Raw genomic sequence first — 21,449 nt, 5'->3', positions numbered from 1 at the left:
TCGCCAGCCGCGTAGGCCGTATCACTTGCCAGCTCAAAGCTCGTGCCTGAGCCCGTCGTCCAGTTATCACCACCGTCTAGGGAGTATGCCCAGCTCGCTGCATCTGATGCCAAGGTCACGTTAATGGTGGCATCATTGGTCAGGCTATCGGTTGCAGAACTGCCGCTGTCTGTCGCTAACACAAAGCTTGGTGCGGCAATCGTCACATCTGTTTCAATGGCATTCGTGTTACTGGTTACTGAAGAGGTATTTCCCGCAGCATCGGTTTGACGTACTTGAATGTCGCCAGCCGCGTAGGCCGTATCACTTGCCAGCTCAAAGCTCGTGCCTGAGCCCGTCGTCCAGTTATCACCACCGTCTAGGGAGTATGCCCAGCTCGCTGCATCTGATGCCAAGGTCACGTTAATGGTGGCATCATTGGTCAGGCTATCGGTTGCAGAACTGCCGCTGTCTGTCGCCAATGCGAAGCTTGGTGCAGCAATCGTCACATCCGTTTCAATAGCATTAGTGTTGCTGGTTACTGAAGAGGTATTTCCCGCAGCATCGGTTTGACGAACCTGAATATCTCCAATGGCGTAGGCCGTATCACTCGCCAGCTCAAAGCTCGTGCCTGAGCCCGTCGTCCAGTTATCACCACCGTCTAGGGAGTATGCCCAGCTCGCTACGTCTGACGCCAAGGTCACGTTGATCGTCGCATCGTTGGTCAGGCTATCCGTTGCTGAACTGCCGCTGTCTGTCGCCAATGCGAAGCTTGGTGCGGCAATCGTCACATCCGTTGTAATGGCATTCGTGTTACTGGTTACTGAAGAGGTATTTCCCGCAGCATCGGTTTGACGCACCTGAATATCGCCAGCCGCGTAGGCCGTATCACTTGCCAGCTCAAAGCTCGTGCCTGAGCCCGTCGTCCAGTTATCACCACCGTCTAGGGAGTATGCCCAGCTCGCTGCATCTGATGCCAAGGTCACGTTAATGGTGGCATCATTGGTCAGGCTATCGGTTGCAGAACTGCCGCTGTCTGTCGCCAATGCGAAGCTTGGTGCAGCAATCGTCACATCCGTTGTAATGGCATTCGTGTTACTGGTTGCCGATGACGTATTTCCCGCAGCATCGGTTTGACGCACCTGAATATCGCCAGCCGCGTAGGCCGTATCACTCGCCAGCTCAAAGCTGGTTCCTGAGCCTGTCGTCCAGTTATCACCGCCGTCTAGGGAGTATGCCCAGCTCGCTGCATCTGACGCCAAGGTCACGTTGATGGTCGCATCGTTGGTCAGGCTATCTGTATCGCTTGCTCCCGTGTCACTCACCAATGTCATCGTAGGCGCATTCGGCGCAGTAACATCACTTTGCAACACGTTTATTAACACCCCATTACTCATCTGATCATCAAGGGTGTAATTTACTGAAATACTGCCATCACCAGCAGCTTCAACTACCGCAGAACTAATCTCTAACTGCGCAGTGCCATCCGAATTGATATCGGTTTCAGTGATCGTGTATTCAACGTCTTCACTTCCCCAATGCAATGTGAGCACGTCACCCACATTGAGTCCATTTATAGAAACGAATACACCACTTTGTACCTCTTCAGCAGATAATCCACCAGAAGCATTTAACACGACAGGAACTGCAAGTGATGCCGCCTCTACAGTCTCAGTCCCGTTTGATTCTGCTGCGGTGTTATAGGTATCTTCGCCTGAATCGAGTAGGTCCAAACCTTCCTGAGTTAGCGTAACGGTTCCGTCGTCATTTACGATGATAGCGCTCGCTAATTGCGCTAAGGTATCAGCAACACTACCAGTACTTGCGTCAACACCAGACAATATAGCTAATACCTGGCCATAAAGCTCCGCTGCATTTACACCATCACTTGAATCAAAATTACTATCTAAAACATCAGTAGCGGGGTCGGTTACAGAAACTAAATTAAATAACGTTGCAACAACATCGTTACTCGCCATCTGTGTTTCAGTGACTTGGTTGTCGTCTTCCACGCCTCCCATTATAGCTGCGAGTTCAGTGACTGGGGTAACGTTAATAGTGACATCCGATTCACCATCTACACGAGCCATTGCACGCAGACTAGAGCCCAAGCTTACACTTGTATTAGTGGTTTCGTCGTTATAGTCCCCTAAGTCACCGTTTATATCGGTAACCTTAACCAGTAACACACCTGAATATTCCGATTCATTAGCAAAAACATAGTCACCTTCACTAAAATCATGTTCAGTTTGTACAAGAACATTACCTTGTGCGTCATAAACTGTTACCTGCATAACTGAAGTAAAAGTACCAGCTGTTGCACTAATGGTAATATTGGATGGCGGGTTGGTTTCAATCGCGTCTATATTGGTCGCGACACCGCTCATGTTGCCCGCTACATCTGTCTGTCTAACCTGAATATCACCTGCCGCATATTCAGTATCTTCAGCCAATTCGAAACTCTGTCCTTCACCTGTCTGCCATGTAACACCACCATCAACAGAATACTCCCAACTTGAAACATCCGAGGCCAACGCCACGTCGATAGTTAAGTCACCGTTATAAGTTAATACGGCATCACTTGGCGGAGTTGTATCTGTTTCGATCGCTTGTTGGTTAGAGGCCGCGTCTGATACATTGCCCGCTGCATCGATTTGTCTAACCTGAATTCGTCCCGCTTCATACTGGCTGTTTTCAGCCAGTTCAAAAGAGTGGCCTTCACCTGTGTTCCATGTTTCCCCGGCGTCTAAGGAAAATTGCCATGTATCGGCATCATCTGCCAATTCAACCGTGATTTGTTGACTATTCGTCACCCCATCACTATCGCTGACACCCGAGTCATTAACTAAATAAAATGAAGGTGCCGGTGGCGGCGTGTTGTCTTTATGAGATGAAGGGTTGGTTATTGCGCCCAATCCAATAGCACCAATCGCGGCTCCCCAAAGAGCCTCACCTTTACTAATATCACCCACAAGAGGCTCAGCTAACCACGAGGATGAATCTGAGTGTTCCGCGCTAATTAATGTAGAATCGATATCATCGACAACCGCAACATTTTGCTCAAGGGATACCTGAATTGCATTGTCGTAGAAGTCTGCAATGACAAGAATAACGACGCCATTGTGTACAACTTTGAGGTCTTGACCATCACGTACTCCTGTGAGGTTTTCTGCCGCCTGACCAGTGTCGGCGTTGCTCACCAGTAAAGACATACCATTTATGGCTTGTATTGTTGTAATTTTTGAGTCTGAAAGTACTTGAGGTGAAGCGGTATTGTGATCAATGACGAGATGTAGCTTAGCCATACACATATTCCTTTAATTACGGCAGAAAGAGATTTTAGGCAGATGATTGGTATTCAACCATTGCTAGCGCGTGATAGATGATAATAATAAAAAAATAAATAGATTCAATACAATTTACATCATGCCCTTTTAAAACTGATTCCTTTGTCTTTACAGAGCAATAACCAACCGTCAGGCTTGGATACCCAAGCCCTCATGGCGCGACATCGCGCGGTTGCAGCACAGTTGGTGAGTTAGCACTCACCTGCTAATGTGAGTTTGTAATGAGACAAATAGGTGTCAACATCTACGTCACAACACACTTTTTGTACAGGGAAATCTGCCCATTCGTCGATGGGATAGCGTTTTTCTGCGACTTTCTGAATAGTGTGCCCAATGGCTGGTCCATCGGTTACCACTCGGATCGGGCCGGAAATGGTTTGATATAATTCTGGGGCGATGACGTACATCACTGCTGAAGAATCGTGTACGTAGATGCCATCTACCTGATCGGTTTTTTGATGGAAATCAGCATAAAAGCGAGTGATATCATAAATAAATGCACCGTACTTGGGCGAAGATTCACGCAAGTCAGCTAAGTAAGCATTACTCATGATCGTTTTGGTGGTGACATCTAACCCAACTACAGTTACGGGCCAATCTGCAGTGAGCACCTCATCAGCAGCATGGGGGTCGCCAATAATATTTGCTTCAGCAAAAGGCGTCACATTGCCGGTTTTCCCGTGATGACCAAAGGCGCCGCCCATGATCACAACCTGTTTAACCCATTGGGTGATTTCGGGGCATTTTCTCAGCGCCAACGCCAAATTAGTCATTCGCCCCACAGCAACAAGGGTAATCTCACCTGGGGAGGCTTTTACTTTTTCTATAATATAATCATGAGCTGGCAATTCGACCGTAGCGGGAAGATCGCTCTCATCAATGTCGATGTTGCCTAAGCCATTATCACCATGAACAAAGTCTGCTGGCTCGTCAACGGGAATAACAAGAGGCTCAGCAGCGCCACGAGCCACATCTGCCGCAAGACCAAATCGCTTCTTGAGATACAAAGCATTACGGGTGGCCGTTGCAATATTCGCATTACCAAACCCTGTAGTAATACCTATTAAATCTATTGATGCACTCGCCTCGGCAAATAAAATAGCCATCGCATCGTCGATACCTGGGTCGGTATCAAAAATTATCTTTTCCAATTCATCCTCCTCATGAAGTTGACGATGCTGGTGCTTTTCTTTCGATAGCCAAACACATGCCAAAGCATAGCGTGACTAAAGCATAGCCCAACCACGTCATCACAATTGCGCTTTTCACGCCGGCCAACTGTACCACCCAGCCAGACAAAGCGGGCGCTATAGTACTTCCAACACTACCGCTAAACAGTAGGAAAGTAACCAGCATCGCGGGCGCTCTAGCAATTTGCTGAGACCCAACCGACATCGCGATTTTATAAATACAGGTTGTTAATAAGCCAAATAAGTAGCTGGTACCCAAGAACCATTCTGCCGAGTCGGTCAAAACAAAGTTCAAGGTAATCACACACGAAACCAGCGCAACAATCATTAACAGCCAACGCTGGGGGACTTTATTCACGATAAATGAGGCGGTAATTAAACCGAATATCGACATCCCCCAGTAGTTGCCTACTACCGCTGCGGAAGCCTTTTCTTCCAGAGAAAAGGCCAATTGAAGGTAATTGGGTGCCCACGTCAAAAATGATGTTTGAGCTATTAAGTAAATACACACCCCGACGGCCATTAACCCCACTCTTGGGGTTAAAATAGACATAAACTGTTGCAGTGCATTCCCAGCGTCAGCGTCACTCGCTTCGGTCGACGGGAAACGCAAAAAGAATAACAGTGCCCAAAGCATCAAGGCTAATACGCCCACTGTGGCGTAACTCATCGTCCACGAAAAACCGGTAGCAACAATCGCTGCCGCGAATGAGGGAAAGAGATAACCCGCCGCACTAAAAGAACAGTCAGTGGCGATAAAAGCCGACGCCCGTTGCCCTTCGTGATAGGTTTTAGAAATAATGACAGCGCCACCAGAAAGGCCGCAACCACAGCCAAAGCCGAGCAGTAATAACATACTTGCTAGCACACTGAATTGTGTTGGCTGAATGAGAACAAGCGCCAACATTACTCCTAAGAACACGCTGTAGTTAGTTAACAACACCGGCTTAATAGGGTAGTTGGCGTAAAGAAAAAGGGAAGCAAATGTGCCGCAAAGTGCACCACCCGTTAACCAGGAGAACACAACCACAGTCTGTTCAGGTGATGCACCAAGCGACGCTGACACAGCATTGAGAATCACACCAATCTGGGTCAACAATCCTGCCATCACCATATAACTCATAAAAGCTACAGCGGTCAGAAGCACTCGGTTCATAATGTCTGATCCATGACGACGGCAAAACAATGTTATACCCAGTTATTGCCTAAACAACAATCCCTAAACGCCATTTTCTGGACCATTTGGTCAAATTTTTAGACCACTGCTTTATTTTGGGTAAGACGCACTATTATGGACCGCAAAAGGTACATTTATTTAACATTAAAATTACGTTTTTATGCTTAACCATTGAGCCAATTGGTGCAACAAGTAGAGTCAGTGGCATCTTATTAAGGGAAGCCACATCATGAAAAAAATTGCTTTGTGCGTCATCACCGGTTTAATGGTGGGAGCATGTGCGCCACCAGAGCACACCACTACGCAAGCGGTTGTAGAAAAACCACTTTATCTCGACACCACAGCGACCATTGATGACAGAGTGGCCAACTTAGTCTCTCGTATGACGTTGGAAGAAAAAGTTTCTCAAATGTACAACGCGGCGCCCGCTATTCCTCGTTTGAACATTCCTGCCTATGACTATTGGAACGAAGCATTACACGGCGTGGCCCGAGCAGGTAAAGCTACGGTTTTTCCTCAAGCAATTGGTATGGCGGCCATGTGGGACAAAGACCTCATGTTGGACGTGGCGACGGCCATTTCTGACGAAGGCCGAGCCAAGCACCATTTTTTCTTCGACAATAATGTGCACTATCGCTATACCGGCCTAACGTTTTGGTCACCGAACATCAATATATTCCGTGATCCTCGCTGGGGTAGAGGTCAAGAAACCTACGGTGAAGACCCTTTCCTCACTGGCGAACTGGCCATCCCATTCATTCACGGTTTACAAGGTGATGATGACAAATACCTAAAAACAGCGGCAACAGCAAAACACTTTGCCGTTCACAATGGCCCAGAGATTTCACGTCACTCAGACAATTACGTGGTCAGCGATCAGGATTTGTACGAAACCTATCTCCCAGCTTTTGAAAAAGCCGTGGTCGATGCCGATGTAGAAGCGGTAATGTGTGCTTACAATCGGGTTAACGGTTTGCCCGCCTGTGGCAGTGAGCAATTGTTAAAAGATGTGCTGCGAGGTGAATACGCATTCGATGGACATGTGATGTCAGATTGCGGCGCCATTGCCGACTTTTACGACCCCAAAGCTCACAATGTGGTTGCGGCACCCGCCGTTGCCGCAGCATGGGCTGTCGCCACAGGCACAGACCTCAACTGTGGTACGGGTAGACTCAGTACCTTCGCCAACCTGACCTATGCTGTTCAAGAGGGTCTGATTGATGAGTCTCTCATTGATCAAGCCGTTACTCGACTATTTAAAACCCGCTTTAAGCTAGGAATGTTCGACCCCAAAGCAGACGTTGCGTACGCCAACATTCCGCTGTCGGTTGTCGGCTCGCCCGCGCATTTATCGTTGGCCGAAGAAGCATCTGCACGCTCGCTGGTTTTACTCAAAAATGATGGTGTTTTACCCTTAAAAGGCGCGCCTAAAATAGCCGTAATTGGCCCCAACGCCATCAACGAAGATGTGTTGTTAGGGAATTACAACGGTTTACCCATTAACCCTGTCAATACACTACAAGGGCTGAAAAATGCCTTCGGCGAAGACAATGTTACGTTTGCCCCGGGGAGCGCCATTATTGCCGATGTCTATGGGCACTACACCACAGTGCCAGCTGACTTATTTACGTCAACAAATCAAGCCGGCATCGCAGTACAAGGCTTGCAGGGACATTACTTTACCGTAGTTAAAAATGCGATATCAGACTACACCCAGCTCGACAGCGCATACGACTTTGCTACCACGCCCTCCATGATCCGCACCGACGCCAATATAGATTTTTATTGGGAGCGCTCACCGCTGGATGACAAAGTAATGAGTGAGTTTGGCGTGAAATGGCACGGCACGCTGACACCAAAGATGAGTGGTGATTATCAGTTTAATGAAGTAGCGACGGTTCGTATAAACGGTGAAATAGTTAACGGCACTGTGAATTTACAAGCCGGGAAAGCCTATACGTTTGACGCAGAACAGCTCTTTTTACGCAATCCTTGGAATAACACCGTACCGGCAATTCAACTGCAATGGGTGAACACATCTGAGCCTCTGCTTCAACAAGCACTCGCCACGGCAAAGCAAGCTGACGTCATTGTAGTTGCAGCGGGAATATCACCGCGCGTAGAAGGCGAAGAAATGCCAGTTAAACTCGAAGGCTTTAATTACGGTGATCGCACCGACATTGATTTACCAGCAGAGCAACAGCGGCTAATAAAACAACTTCACACGCTGGGCAAGCCAATGGTGTTGGTCAACTTTAGCGGTAGTGCTATGGCGCTCAACTGGGAAAATAACAACCTCAATGCCATTGTGCAGGCGTTCTACCCAGGTGAAGCAACGGGAACCGTTTTAGCGCAAATACTCAAAGGCGAACGCAATCCATCCGGTCGCCTGCCCATTACTTTTTATCATGGAATTGAAGGTTTTGCGGCGTTTGATGATTACGACATGACAAATCGCACCTACCGCTTCTTTAAAGACGAGGTGCTGTATCCGTTCGGTTATGGCTTGAGTTACAGCCACTTTACCTATAGTGATCTCAAATCGCCAAACAGTATCACAGCGGGACAAGACTTATCTCTGTCTATAACGCTGAACAACCTTTCAGATATGGCAGGAGATGAAGTAACACAAGTGTATGTAAGCATGCCAGATGCGCCAGTGCGCACACCACAAGTTGCTTTAAAAGGCTTTACTCGCACAACAGTGTCAGCCAATGGAACACAACAAGTGAGCATCACGGTGCCAGCTGATGAGCTAGTCTACTTTAACGAACAGGGTGAAAAAGTACCCTACACAGGCAAACTACAGGTGAGTGTAGGCAGTGGTCAGCCAGCTTACACCGCTGAAACGGCAAAACAGACCGCGGTTGTCGTCATTCAATAAAAAGTAAGACGCACCTACGCGATATTACTGCGTAGGTGTGGTCTCACTCTCGATAGAGGCAACCAATGTCTCAATCGCGTCGACAACTAAGTCTGGCTGAAACTTGTGTATCCCATGCTGTTTTTCTCTCGTAAATATGACTGTACTTTCTGATGAGCGGCCAGCAATATCTTCTTGCAACAATGCCCAGCTATGTTCTCTTTTCTGTTCTGGCTTTAACTCAACAGAAGGTACGCCACGCGCTAGCACCACTACAGGTAAAGCATTAAATTGGGGGTGTAACGATGCGAGTTGAGCCAAACTCTCGGGGAATAATGCGGCTTCATCTAGGCTTGTGTATTGATGTTTTGTCGTGCTTTTTTTCGCTTTTTCTTCAGGGTTTTTATTCGACAAGTACAATCTAGGCAGCCCCAAGGGCGCAGCCCACATGCCAGCTCTAACCACTGCTTTTTGGATCAAGCTGGGAGATGGCATGTCTTTAATTTGGCGTTCATGTGCAGAGTCAACCAACACCAACCCAGCAACCTTGTCAGAATAAGACAAAGCATAATATTGCATTGTAATCCCCCCCATTGAATGACCAACAAGTATTATGGGGCCGCCAACATCTAATTGTGTTAATAGTGCGTGCAGCTCGGCAGCGATTGTTTGCGCGTCACGTACTGACTGGCTTTTTTCGCTCCACCCTAGCCCAGCACGATCATAGGTGATCACTGTTGCAAACGACGACACGTCAGCGGCAACGCGGTGCCATACTGACAAATCATCCCCCATACCAGACTCAAACACCACGGTTACGTTACCTGAGCCAGATTGCTCGGTATACAATTGAACCCCACCCACATCGACAAATTCACCCGACGGCCGGAATGCTTTTTTATCTGAGTAAGTAGCAAAGGATTGATAGACTCCACCCACAATAGCTAGAGTAATCACGCCTACCAGTATCAATTTAACGAGCATTTTCACTGTAACTTTTCCTTGTCAAAATTGTCTTTCTCGCTACATCTTGCCCTAACTGATAGAGATGTAAATCTTCAATAGCGACAACAATTCAAGGTTTCTGTCCGTGAAACCCACTGCACAATGCTTACTACCACTGATAGTTCACGCTGAGCATGAACTGACGAGGACGTCCCGGAAAATATCTATCGCCGCTGAATCCTGTGTAATCCGCTCGTTCGGCATAGTTTTCATCAAATAAATTGGTCACACGTGCATACACCGCCAACGACGGTGTGGCTTGCCATTGACCTCTAACACTGAATAAATCATGGCCCTCGTATTCATGCAGGTTTTCGGGATCAGTGTAGTACTTACTCACATGTTGCCACTCGATACTGACGTTTGCCGTACCCGTTGGTGACCAACGCAAACGCGCGTTAGCTTGGGTTCGCGGTGCTGAATCAATGTCGTTGCCATTGATATTTACCTCACCTGAAATCACATCATACTCATAAGTGTGACGTGCATGGGTTGCTGCCACAGCAATATCCCAAGTGGGAGATAACTGGTAGTTAACTTCCACTTCAATACCTTGATGGCGAGTTTGCCCATCATTCACGTTGAAATAATCACTGTCGCGGAAGATCACATTGTCTTTGTCCATCCAAAACGCTGAAACCGTATAAGTGGCATTTTCGGTTGCCCCTTTTACGCCAAACTCCACACTATCCACCGTTTCAGTGTCTAAATCTGCCACTGTTTGCGCCCGTTGTAGGCGATACAATTCGGTGGCTTGGGGGGCACGGTAGCCGCGCGACACATTGGCGTATAAATAATGGCCCTCGTCCAACGCATAACTCACACCTAATTTAGGCGATAAGTTGGAAAAACCGTCACTGCGGCTTTCAGGCCGTGTGTATCGACAGCCCCCCATTCCACAGGTTGTGCCATCTTCACGAACACGACCACTGTTCATGTTATTGGTGTAGTCGTATTGCATAGATTCAAAGCGCGCACCGGCTGTGATCAACCATGCATCAGCGTGCCATTCCACCTGCATAAAAGGCGCGATCGAGGTTGCATCTACGTCGTAATCATAATGCTTGCCTTCAGGCACGGTTTCGACCAAAAACGCCGAGCCAACCGTAGGCCCATCTTGATATTGCAGCAAACCGCCACGGGTAAACTCTGCATCAAGCCCCATGCTTAAGCGCGTACTCGCAGAGAACTGATGGTGCCACACACTCTGTACGCCCACGCCTTGCTGATTGTTTTTTTCCATCGGCGTGCCGGGCAAAAAGTGCATTAAAAACTGCATGTCCTGATCGCGTGCATAAGGCGTAATCACAAATTCGTCATCGCCATTTTGCCAACTCACACGAGACCACAAACGCATGGATTCTGCTTTGCGAAATGCTTCGGGGTTTTCGTTACTACGTGCTAACGCGTCATCTTTGTAACTCTCGAATCCCGTAATATAGCCAGCGGTTTCCTGATCAAGGTTGGTATAGGTAAACCCGGTATCCACCTGTAATCCATTTCCACGCCATTGATGACGAAGATTCACTTTTTCTTGGTCTACGCTCTCTTCATTGCGATAACCGCCATCGCGAGTCACACTTGCATTAACCCCCACACCGCCATTATCGAGAGCGGTGCCGGCGCGCAATTTGCCCCGAACATAACCATAAGACCCCACATCAAGCCCTAACATGCCACCACCTGCGGTGGTGTCGGGAGTAATCACATTAATCACACCATGAATGGCGTTAGCACCGTAAAATGCACTGCCAGGGCCTTTTAATACATCAATGCGCTCAGCCATTTCAGAATGTGCTTCAAACAATTCGTTGATGTTACAAAAACCCGCAGCGCGCAGAGGAATACCATCTTCGGCAGTTAACAAGCCACCGCAAGCGCCTGCACCCGAGAGTACGGGAGAGCGCAAAGCGGGCAAATACTCCATACCATTACCACGATGAAAGGTCGCGCCTGCCACATATCGCAACACCTCTTCGATATGTGTTAGCGCTGTGCGTACTAGGGTGTCTTCACCTAGGGTACTAATCGCTAGCGGCATGGCATTGGTGGCATCCGCAGTACGCGTAGCGGTTGTTGTGATCCGTTCTATTGAAGGCGCTTCTTCAGCTAGGACGTCCGCTGTACCTAATGCGCTTAAAACAGATAAAGACAAAAGGCGTATTGCCCACTTTTTTGGTTGCATCATACGTGTACTACTCATAACGATTACTCTCGAACCTACGTGGCTTTATTCACATTCTTGTAACAACTTATGGTAGGCAGTCGTTAAAAGAAAAGATAGCGCCGTAGTCTGCACTTTGAGTGGCATAAATCTAGTACTTTGATGCCAGCTACTGCTGCCCTGTCAGCACTACTCCTAAAGTAGTACTCCCTTTGACCCCCACTATTTGCCAACTAAAGTGTGAGACAACCTACCCGAATGAGGAGTACCCATTTTTCTTCATGCCCACAATACTCAACCCATAACAAAAAAGTGTGACGGCATGACCGATCACCAGTGAGAGTGACCATTGGGACAGGCAGTACCGGTGCTCCACGCAAAAATAACAACTTTCTATGAGGTTACATATGAAAAATAACAATTTTGCGTTCAAGCCGCTATCTATTGCCTGTCTAACATTGCTCTCATCCGCCGCGCATGCAGGAGTCACCATTTATGATGATCCTGAGGTTGCCACAGTGTCGGTGGATGCATCTTTCAACACCTTTTATGTAAACAGTACCAGTGAAAACCTTGCAACCAACGAAGAACGAGACCAGTCACGGGTCAAAATGGGCTTTTTGCCAAACTGGCTCGGTATGTCTTTTAGTAAAGATATGGGTGACGTCAAAGTGGGTGGCCGTTCGTCATTTTGGGTGACGATTAACGACAGCAATACAGGCGTTACATCAACGGGTATCGATGTGCGTCAGTTTTACGCCACCCTCGACTTTGATTGGGGTCAAATATTGGTCGGAAAAGATTTTACTTTGTTTAACCGCAGCAATATTTTTCTCGATGAGATCTTGCTGGGCTACGGCAACGTGAATGACACACTCGGTTTAATTGATGGCCAAGGCGTGTCGTTCGGCAATATCGGAACGGGTTATACCTATCCTTTCCCAAACGCGCAAATTCGCTATACCTCTCCTGAGTTTGCAGGCGGGTTTAAATTGGCGATTGCTGCTGTCGATCCTTCACCGGTGAACAACGCCGACGACCGACAAGAATCGGCTCCACGTTTTGAAGGGGAGCTTACTTATAACACCAAGTGGGACAACAGCAGTCTAAACGCATGGGTAGGCTTTTTGTCACAAACCAGTGAGTCTGACACCGCTGGCGATATTGATTCTACCGGCCTGTCCTATGGCGTAAAAGTTGGCATGGGCGGATTCTCGCTACACGCATCTGGATACAGTGGCGAGGGTATTGGTTTGCTATTGGGGCCAACAGAAGTCGCACTCACAACTGGCTTTATGTACGACACCAACTATAACGAATTAGACAGCGAAGGCTATTTGCTTCAAGGCGCATACACCATGGGAGCCAATCGGTTTGTCTTGTCATACGGACAAAATGAAATTGGCGACAAGGTATTGGTACAAGAAGGTATGCAAGCCGCAGTATTCCACAACTACAACGCGAATGTGACCTTCGTTTTGGAGTACTCAACAAATGAAATCGAAAACGTTGAAGATTCAGACACCATTGCCCTTGGCGCAATTGTGAATTTTTAACGCTGCTTTGGGTGCCAGATAAAGCAGCAATCAATCGGTACGGCTGTTAGAGCCGGTTGGTGCGGACTCAAGTTCGCGCCAGCACATCTAACAAATCTGGCAACGCTTTTATAACTGAATACCGGAGTAAGCAAAATGATTTACGCAGCACCTGGACAAGAAAACTCTGTCGTAAGCTTTAAACCTCGTTACGCAAACTTTATCGGCGGCGATTGGGTCGCCCCTGTTAAAGGCCAATATTTCAACAACGTATCACCTGTTAACAACGAAGTGTTTTGTGAAATTCCTCGTTCTAGCAAAGAAGATATCGAACTAGCACTCGATGCCGCGCACAAAGCAAAAACCGCATGGGGCGAAACATCGGTGACTGATCGCTCAAACGTGTTGTTAAAAATTGCCGATCGCATCGAAGCCAACCTCGAAGCCCTTGCTGTAGCGGAAACTTGGGATAACGGCAAAGCGGTTCGTGAAACCTTGAATGCAGATATTCCGCTGGCCGCCGACCACTTCCGCTATTTTGCTGGCTGTGTACGCGCACAAGAAGGCTCAATCGGCGAAATTGACAAAAACACTGTGGCTTATCACTTCCACGAGCCGCTAGGTGTAGTCGGTCAAATTATTCCTTGGAACTTCCCACTATTGATGGCAGCGTGGAAAATCGCACCAGCACTAGCGGCGGGTAACTGTATTGTGTTGAAGCCTGCTGAACAAACACCAGCCTCTATTCTTGTATTAATGGAAATCATTGGCGATTTACTACCGCCGGGTGTGCTGAATGTGGTTAACGGCTTTGGTAGAGAAGCCGGTGAAGCGTTGGCGACCAGCACGCGCATCGCGAAAATTGCCTTCACAGGCTCTACACCTGTAGGTTCACACATCCTAAAATGTGCTGCGGAAAACATCATTCCATCAACCGTTGAGCTAGGTGGTAAGTCGCCTAACATCTATTTCTCTGACGTGATGAAGCACGAAGATGAATTCCTCAGCAAATGTGTGGAAGGCACTGTACTGGCGTTCTTCAACCAAGGCGAAGTATGTACTTGCCCATCCCGTGCATTGATTCAAGAAGACATGTACGACGACTTTATTTCATTGGTTATTGCTCGTACACAGCAAATCAAGCGCGGCAACCCACTCGACACAGACACTCAAGTAGGCGCTCAGGCTTCTGCTGAGCAATACGACAAGATTCTTGGTTACCTTGAAATTGGTAAGAAAGAAGGCGCACAAGTGCTTATTGGTGGCGGTCCAGCTAATGTTGAAGGCTTCAGCAAAGGCTTCTACGTTGAACCTACGCTGTTGAAAGGCACCAACGATATGCGCGTGTTCCAAGAAGAAATTTTTGGTCCTGTTGTGGGCGTGACTACCTTTAAAGATGAAGCAGAAGCGTTAGCCATTGCTAACAACACTGAGTTTGGTTTGGGTGCAGGTGTGTGGACACGTGATACTAACCGTGCATATCGCATGGGTCGTGGTATCGAAGCGGGTCGTGTGTGGATGAACTGCTACCACGCCTACCCAGCACACGCAGCATTTGGTGGTTACAAGAAATCGGGCGTAGGTCGTGAAACGCATAAGATGATGCTAGATCACTACCAACAAACCAAAAACTTGTTGGTGAGCTACGACGTTAACCCACTGGGCTTTTTCTAAAAGCGTTGCCTGAAAAGGCGTAAGTCGGGGCTCCCGCTGTATTTGTGGGAGCCTTTTACCCGTTAGCGGGGCGGTAAAAAAACCGGAGTAACCATGAAATTTGTGTTGTGTATTTGGTTATCTAGTCTCTTTTTCTTGGCAGCCGCGCACGGGGCAACGCCAACGGTCAAAGTGGGCGTATTGAAATACGGCACCCTGAACTGGGAAATGGACGTCATCCGGCAACTCAACTTAGAGCAACAACACGGTATTAAACTAGAAGCTGTTCCACTGGGCTCATCACAAGCTTTACAAGTCGCCCTTCAAGGCGGGGCTGTCGATATGATTATTGGCGATTGGTTGTGGGTTGCACGACAAACCGAGATGGACCGCCACTTCTACTTCTACCCTTATTCTTCTGCTGCGGGCGTACTTGTCACTCACCCCGACGCAAATATCCGGTCTCTTGCTGACCTAAAAGGCAAAACCATTGGTATCGCAGGGGGCAAAGCCAATAAAAACTGGGTGCTTTATCACAGTTATATTGAACAACAAACCGGGTTGGATATCAGCAAAGACGCAACAGCTAAATTTGCCGCGCCACCAGTGCTTAATGCGCTGATCACACAAGGCAAACTCGACGCCGTCATCAACTTCTGGCATTACGGCGCGTTACTCAATGCGGAAGGAATGCCTACGTTACTCTCTATGCACGACGTACTCAAAGGGATAGGCGTTGAAAAAAACGTGCCCTTGTTAGGTTGGCTGTTTCGTCAAGATTGGGCAGACAAAAACGCAGAGTTGGTAGAGCGATTTTTAGCCTTGTCTTTTGCCGCAAGACAAAAAATGCAAAGGGATGACACACTATGGGCCACCTTGCCGTCATTCACACAGAAATACGATAAAAAAGCGCAGCCTTATCTTATCAAGGCTTACAGAGCGGGAATTCCAGCGCAATTTAACGCCAAAGACGTTACCCAATTAAAGCGCCTATTTGCGGTATTAAAACAACACGAAACCAAGCGCGCACTCACCGGCGACTTAGCCGCATTACCACCAGCCATTTTCTGGTCGAGCCACGTGCTCCCCTAACCTAAGACGCTTATGGAAGTTAACCAGTATCGTTCTCTCATCACGCGTATTGCCGCATTATCATTACTGATTTGCCTATGGCAAACCGCGGTATTCTGGTTACAACCTGCCATGCTACCGGCGCCCAATGCAGTGCTAATTCGCTTGGTTGAGCAGATACAAAATGGCGAACTTCCGTATCATCTGGCTGTCACGATCCAACGCGTTGCCGCGAGCTTTTTTATTGCGCTAGCTCTAGGAATAGTCATTGGTTTAGCTATGGGACATTTTCGCAAAGTGAACGATTGGCTAGACAGCTTGCTCGTGCTCGCGTTGAACATTCCGGCATTGGTTACCATTATCCTGTGTTTTATTTGGTTTGGACTAACCGAAACGGCGGCGATACTGGCTGTTGTACTGAACAAAACTCCCAATGTGATCGTTACCCTACGCGAAGGCGCAAAAGCCGTCGACCAACAGCTGCTCGACGTGGCTCGTTGTTATCATTTGCCGTTTACTCGCACACTCACCCAAGTGTATCTACCCCAGCTTTACCCCTACATACTCGCCGCGAGCCGAGGCGGCTTAGCACTGGTCTGGAAAATTGTCTTAGTTGTAGAGCTACTCGGTTGCAGCGAAGGGGTAGGATTCCAGCTCGGCATGTTTTTTCAATTCTTCGATATCACGAGTATTTTGGCTTATACACTCGCCTTTGCGGCGCTGATTTTAGCTTTAGAAGCAGGCGTATTAATGCCTATAGAACGCAAGATAAACCGGTGGCGATCATGATCAGTATTCGGATTAATCACAAGGCTTTTAGCGGCCAAGATCCCGTGATTCAAAACTTTAAATTGGATATATTGAAAGGCGAAATTGTCACGCTTATTGGCCCGTCAGGTTCGGGAAAAACCACACTTCTCAACCTTATCGCGGGTCTCGACCAATCCTACAATGGCTTTATCCATCTGCCTGACGACAACCGCACTGCCTTGATGTTTCAAGAGGCGCGTTTAATGCCTTGGCTAACTGTACTCGACAACGTGCTGCTGGTTAACCCCACCGTCTGTGATGCTAAAAACACAGCACTGTCGTTACTGGACAAAGTCGGTTTACGTGAACATGCCGACACCTTTCCCAATGCATTGTCTGGCGGCATGAAAAAGCGTGTCGCTCTGGCGCGCGCTTTTATGTATCAACCCAATGTGCTGTTACTCGACGAGCCATTCGCATCACTCGACAAACCTGCCGCTCAAGGGTTACGCGACTTAGTGATCGCACTTGCCCAACAACATGCCACAACCGTCGTTTATGTCACCCATGACTTGAACGAAGCCGTGAGTATTGCAGATAGAGTAATACTGTTGTCGCCCAACCCTATGACCATTCGCTCAGAAGAGGAGATATTACTCCCACGCCCCAGACACATCGACAGCCCGGCAGTGAACCTGCTTTGCCAACAACTGCGTCAGTGCTTCCCCGACTTACTGTCAGCACCTGACGAATACGCACGACAAGCGGCGGCTACGCGTGAAACCTCTTGTTAAGCAATTGTGAAAAAGATAACATTGCTTTACATATTCGGAGATTTTATGCACAGCCAATCTGTAAGACAACTGGATGTAGCCGAGCGCTCGGCTTACACCGCACAAGCCGGCTCTGAACAGTCTGACCCCGTACTAGCTGCACAAGAAATTTATCAAGCACTAGCCTCGGTAAAACCCGCTTGTGTGGTGTTTTATTGTTGTACCAGTTACTCATTGGAAATATTGTCTCAAGAGCTGCAAAAGTACTTCGGTCATACCACGGTTATCGGATGTACTTCAGCCGGCGAAATTACCCCGATGGGCTATCGCAAACACGCCGTCAGCGCCTTTGCGTTAGGTCGCGATGACTTTGCTATTGACTCAGTATTAATTGAAAACCTCGCAACCTTCACCAAAGAAGATGCCGAAGCACTGGTTACCACCATGTTGGCAAACCTCGAAGACCGAGCTGTTACGTCTGCTCCCATCGCGTCACAATGCTTTGCTATGACGCTACTCGACGGCCTGTCGGTAAGAGAAGAATTAGTCATTAATGCGTTGAACATTGCATTACAAGACATTCCTCTGGTTGGTGGCTCTGCGGGTGACGACCAGCATTTCGTCGATACTCAAGTGTTCTACAACGGGCAATTTTATAGCAATGCCGCTGTGTTTATGTTGGTGAACTCGCGTTGTCAGTTCCACGTATTCAGCTACCACCATTTAGCCCCGCAAGAGGAAAAATTGGTGGTCACTCAGTTAGCTCCGGGCCAACGCGTGGTGCAAGAATTCAATGCAGAGCCGGCAGCCCTTGAGTATTGCCGTATTAACCACTTAAGACTCGAAGATCTCAATTCGCAAGTATTCGCCATGCATCCTTTGGCGGTGCAAATTGGTGACAATTTGTATATTCGCAGTATTCAACAGGTCAACGACGATTTAAGTTTAACGTTTTTCTGTGCCATCGACGCTGGCATAGTGTTAACCAATATGCGTAGTAGTGGTTTGCTCGCGCACTCCAATATGGTTTTAAACGAACTGTGCGACAAAGTCGGCGAGTTAGAATTAGTGATTGGCTTTGATTGCATTCATCGCCGAGCTGAAAACGACCAACTCGACCTCGGTGCGCAAATGTCAGCACTTTATCGTCGTCACAACGTAATTGGCTTTAACACTTATGGTGAGCAAATCGATGGCCTACATCTAAACCACACATTTACCGGTGTGGCGATTGGAGCGCCGTTTGACAACACAAGCCCAACCTTCTAGTGCAATTGACGATGGCGCTCACCACGAAGAAGTGGAACGCTTGCGTTATGAAAATGCCAAACTAAAAAAAATTAACGATGTTCTCATGCGCCGTGTGGAAATGGGCTGGGGCAATCACAGCGACGCTTATCAGTCTTTCGAAGATGCCGCCATGCTGGCAGATAAGGTAAAAGAACGCACCTATCGGCTACAACAAGCTCTGCACAATCTCGAAGAATCCAATCGCCAACTCGATCGCGCTCGACAAGATGCTGAACTCAACCGCGCAGAATCAGAACAAGCACGACAAAACCTCAACGACGCAATTGAGAGTATTTCAGAGTCTTTTGTACTCTTTGACGCAGACCGAAAAATGGTGATGGTGAACAGTCGCTGCGCCGATTTTTGGCGCTATCACAATATTGAATTCGAGCTAGGAAAAACCACTTTTCAGGAAATTACTGCTGCCTCCTTGGTGCTGGTTGACGGCGAAGCCAAAGCGCAAAAAAAAGTCGGTGTGTTTCCCGACCCCATTACCCAAACCATTTTTAAGCTCAAAGACGGCACCTGGATACAAATGTCGGAGCGAAAAACTGATGAGGGCGGCCTAGTCGTGGTGTACACCGATATCACTACGATAAAACAAAGCGAAGAACTGCGATACGAAAACGCCATGGCTGAACAAGCCCAGCTGCTAAAATCGACCTTGGAAAACATGACGGAAGGCGTTGTACTGATCAACGACCAAAGCGAAATAGAAACGTGGAATCAACGCTTTCTTACCCTATCTGGACTGCAAGAGCATGCCATTCATCGCGGCCAAACCTTTAACACGGCCATTGAACACAGTTTACTGGCGAATACCCTCACCAGTAGTCAAAGCGCGGTATATGAAGAGCAAGAATACCACTTGGCCAACCGCACTATTGTATTAGTGAAACGTCAGCCTATTCCCACAGGCGGCTATTTGTTTACTTATGTCGACATTACCGAGCGTAGCTTACACCAGCAAGCGCTTAAAGAAAGTGAGCAACGCATTCGGTTGATCACCGATGCCATGCCTGCGCTTATTTCATACGTCAACAAAGACATGTGCTACGAATTCGTGAATCGCGAGTTTGAGCGCTGGTTTGAACGCTCACGTGCATCAATTATTAATCAGCACCTTAGTACCGTACTCGGGGATGAAGAATTCAATAATTTAACCCTTTACATCAAACGCGCCATGCTCGGGCAATCGGTAAACTTCGAGGTTGAGCACCATCGTTATAACAGTGACACTCGCATCTCGAATAAAACCTTTATTCCACACTTTAACGAACAAAAACAAGTTATTGGTTTTTTTGCACTAGAACAAGACGTTACTGAACAACGACGCACAGCCAAAGCCCTCAAACACGCCTATGATTACATGGAGCAAAGGGTTAACCAGCGCACGCGTAAAATCTCTGAAATTAATGCCCAACTACGCAATGAAATTGCCGAGCGTCAAACCGCAGAAGTCAAACTGCTTGAAGCGAAACGAGAGGCTGATTTAGCAAACGAGTCTAAAACCAAGTTTTTGGCTGCCACCAGCCACGACTTACTGCAACCAATGAATTCGGCTCGGCTGTTTGCCAGCGCACTGGTAGAGTTACCGCTAACCGATGAAGCACATAAGTTACTGTCTTCACTTAGCTATTCATTAGAGAATGTGGAATCTTTGATCACCGCGTTAGTGGATATTTCGAAACTAGAGGCCGGTTTAATAGAGCCGGTCATGGATGACTTCCGCGTGAGTCAATTGCTGCAAAACCTGACCAACGAATTTCAACCTCAAGCCTTACAAAAAGGGTTGCGGTTTCGCATGCAGGGCACACATCGCATCGTCAGGTCTGATCCTTACTTACTCGCGCGTATCTTAAGAAACCTGCTGAGCAATGCAATTCGCTATACCAATCAAGGCAGTATTCTCATTGGCACTCGTCATCGGCAAGCCGGCGTTGAAATTCAAATTATGGATACAGGCATTGGTATTCCAGAGAGTAAAATCAACGAAATTTTTCATGAGTTTAATCGGCTCGACGCCAAACAACGCCGTCACGATCAAGGCTTGGGCTTAGGACTTGCCATTGTTGATAAACTAGCCACCGTAATGGGGCATAAAATATCGGTACAATCGATAGAGGGGCGCGGCTCCTGCTTTAGTTTGTTGCTTCCTTATGGCGATAAACAGACTATGGAAAACACCCAGAAACAGCAGGTCACAGACAGGTTTAATAGCCATCTCGACAACGCTAAAATTCTGATCATCGACAACGACGAATCGATTTGCAGAGGCATGGCCACCTTATTAAGCGGTTGGGGCTGTGATGTGACAACAGTGCAAACGCTCGAACAGTTATCTGCTCCTGATTTTTTAACCCGCCTTGCCCCCGACCTTATTGTCGCTGATTACCATCTCGACGACGGTGATACCGGCTTTGATGCACTGGCAATTACAAAGCAACAGATCGGGGCGCATGTCCCTGTGATTATGATTACTGCAAACTACACCAATGAGCTTCGACAAACCGTAAGAGAGCAGGGCTATTCTCTGCTTAATAAGCCAGTTAAGCCGCATAAAATGAAATTAGCCCTCTCAAACTTGTTAGCCAAAGCAAACTGAGTAGAATTAACCCCTTTCACTATGAAAGTGGTTAATTTATTTCTATA

The 21,449-nt window shown here is 47.7% G+C and carries 13 protein-coding genes; 8 read left to right on the top strand and 5 right to left on the bottom strand.

Going from position 1 to position 21,449, the window contains the following annotated elements:
* The 3 genes from ACXAH6_RS05135 to tsgA all read right to left on the bottom strand — a co-directional run.
* Nucleotides 1-3,284: beta strand repeat-containing protein (locus ACXAH6_RS05135; protein ID WP_474875565.1), on the bottom strand; the 3,284-nt coding region annotated here is incomplete at its 3' end.
* A gap of 233 nt (nt 3,285-3,517) precedes the next feature.
* A complete protein-coding gene (locus ACXAH6_RS05130) occupies nt 3,518-4,477 on the bottom strand; it encodes a nucleoside hydrolase (RefSeq protein ID WP_474875564.1) in 960 nt (319 codons plus the stop codon).
* A 10-nt stretch (nt 4,478-4,487) separates the two neighbouring features.
* Nucleotides 4,488-5,672: an MFS transporter TsgA gene (gene tsgA / locus ACXAH6_RS05125; RefSeq protein WP_474875563.1), complete on the bottom strand. Its 1,185-nt coding sequence runs from the start codon at nt 5,670-5,672 to the stop codon at nt 4,488-4,490.
* 250 nt (nt 5,673-5,922) lie between these two features.
* Here tsgA and ACXAH6_RS05120 point away from each other — a divergent pair, with 250 nt between their 5' ends.
* Nucleotides 5,923-8,577 (top strand): glycoside hydrolase family 3 C-terminal domain-containing protein, encoded by a 2,655-nt coding sequence (locus tag ACXAH6_RS05120; RefSeq protein ID WP_474875562.1) that lies wholly within the window; start codon nt 5,923-5,925, stop codon nt 8,575-8,577.
* Nucleotides 8,578-8,601: 24 nt separating this feature from the next.
* On the opposite strand, the gene ACXAH6_RS05115 is transcribed toward ACXAH6_RS05120, so the two are convergent.
* Entirely contained in the window at nt 8,602-9,540 is a 939-nt protein-coding gene (locus tag ACXAH6_RS05115) for an alpha/beta fold hydrolase (protein ID WP_474875573.1), read from the bottom strand.
* A 130-nt stretch (nt 9,541-9,670) separates the two neighbouring features.
* A complete protein-coding gene (locus ACXAH6_RS05110; RefSeq protein WP_474875561.1) occupies nt 9,671-11,764 on the bottom strand; it encodes a TonB-dependent receptor in 2,094 nt (697 codons plus the stop codon).
* A gap of 368 nt (nt 11,765-12,132) precedes the next feature.
* Here ACXAH6_RS05110 and ACXAH6_RS05105 point away from each other — a divergent pair, with 368 nt between their 5' ends.
* The 7 genes from ACXAH6_RS05105 to ACXAH6_RS05075 all read left to right on the top strand — a co-directional run bounded on the left by ACXAH6_RS05105 (nt 12,133) and on the right by ACXAH6_RS05075 (nt 21,402).
* On the top strand, nt 12,133-13,281 hold the full coding sequence (locus ACXAH6_RS05105) for a porin (RefSeq protein ID WP_474875560.1): 1,149 nt from the start codon (nt 12,133-12,135) through the stop codon (nt 13,279-13,281).
* Nucleotides 13,282-13,416: 135 nt separating this feature from the next.
* Nucleotides 13,417-14,934: an acetaldehyde dehydrogenase ExaC gene (gene exaC, locus ACXAH6_RS05100; RefSeq protein WP_474875559.1), complete on the top strand. Its 1,518-nt coding sequence runs from the start codon at nt 13,417-13,419 to the stop codon at nt 14,932-14,934.
* Between the two features lie 93 nt (nt 14,935-15,027).
* Entirely contained in the window at nt 15,028-16,005 is a 978-nt protein-coding gene (locus ACXAH6_RS05095; protein WP_474875558.1) for an ABC transporter substrate-binding protein, read from the top strand.
* A 12-nt stretch (nt 16,006-16,017) separates the two neighbouring features.
* Entirely contained in the window at nt 16,018-16,773 is a 756-nt protein-coding gene (locus ACXAH6_RS05090; RefSeq protein WP_474875557.1) for an ABC transporter permease, read from the top strand.
* Nucleotides 16,770-17,528, top strand: a complete 759-nt coding sequence (locus ACXAH6_RS05085; RefSeq protein WP_474875556.1) for an ABC transporter ATP-binding protein — start codon at nt 16,770-16,772, stop codon at nt 17,526-17,528. The genes ACXAH6_RS05090 and ACXAH6_RS05085 overlap by 4 nt, the downstream gene beginning before the upstream one ends.
* A 45-nt stretch (nt 17,529-17,573) precedes the next feature.
* A complete protein-coding gene (gene nosP, locus ACXAH6_RS05080; RefSeq protein ID WP_474875555.1) occupies nt 17,574-18,776 on the top strand; it encodes a nitric oxide-sensing protein NosP in 1,203 nt (400 codons plus the stop codon).
* Entirely contained in the window at nt 18,751-21,402 is a 2,652-nt protein-coding gene (locus ACXAH6_RS05075) for a PAS domain-containing hybrid sensor histidine kinase/response regulator (RefSeq protein ID WP_474875554.1), read from the top strand. Before nosP ends, ACXAH6_RS05075 begins: the two co-directional genes overlap by 26 nt.
* Nucleotides 21,403-21,449 lie beyond the last annotated feature (47 nt).

The sequence above is a fragment of the Alteromonas sp. ABE4_545 genome, assembly GCF_056161325.1.
Note: the sequence above shows the minus strand (reverse complement) of the source record. Positions and strands in the feature narration are given on the sequence as shown.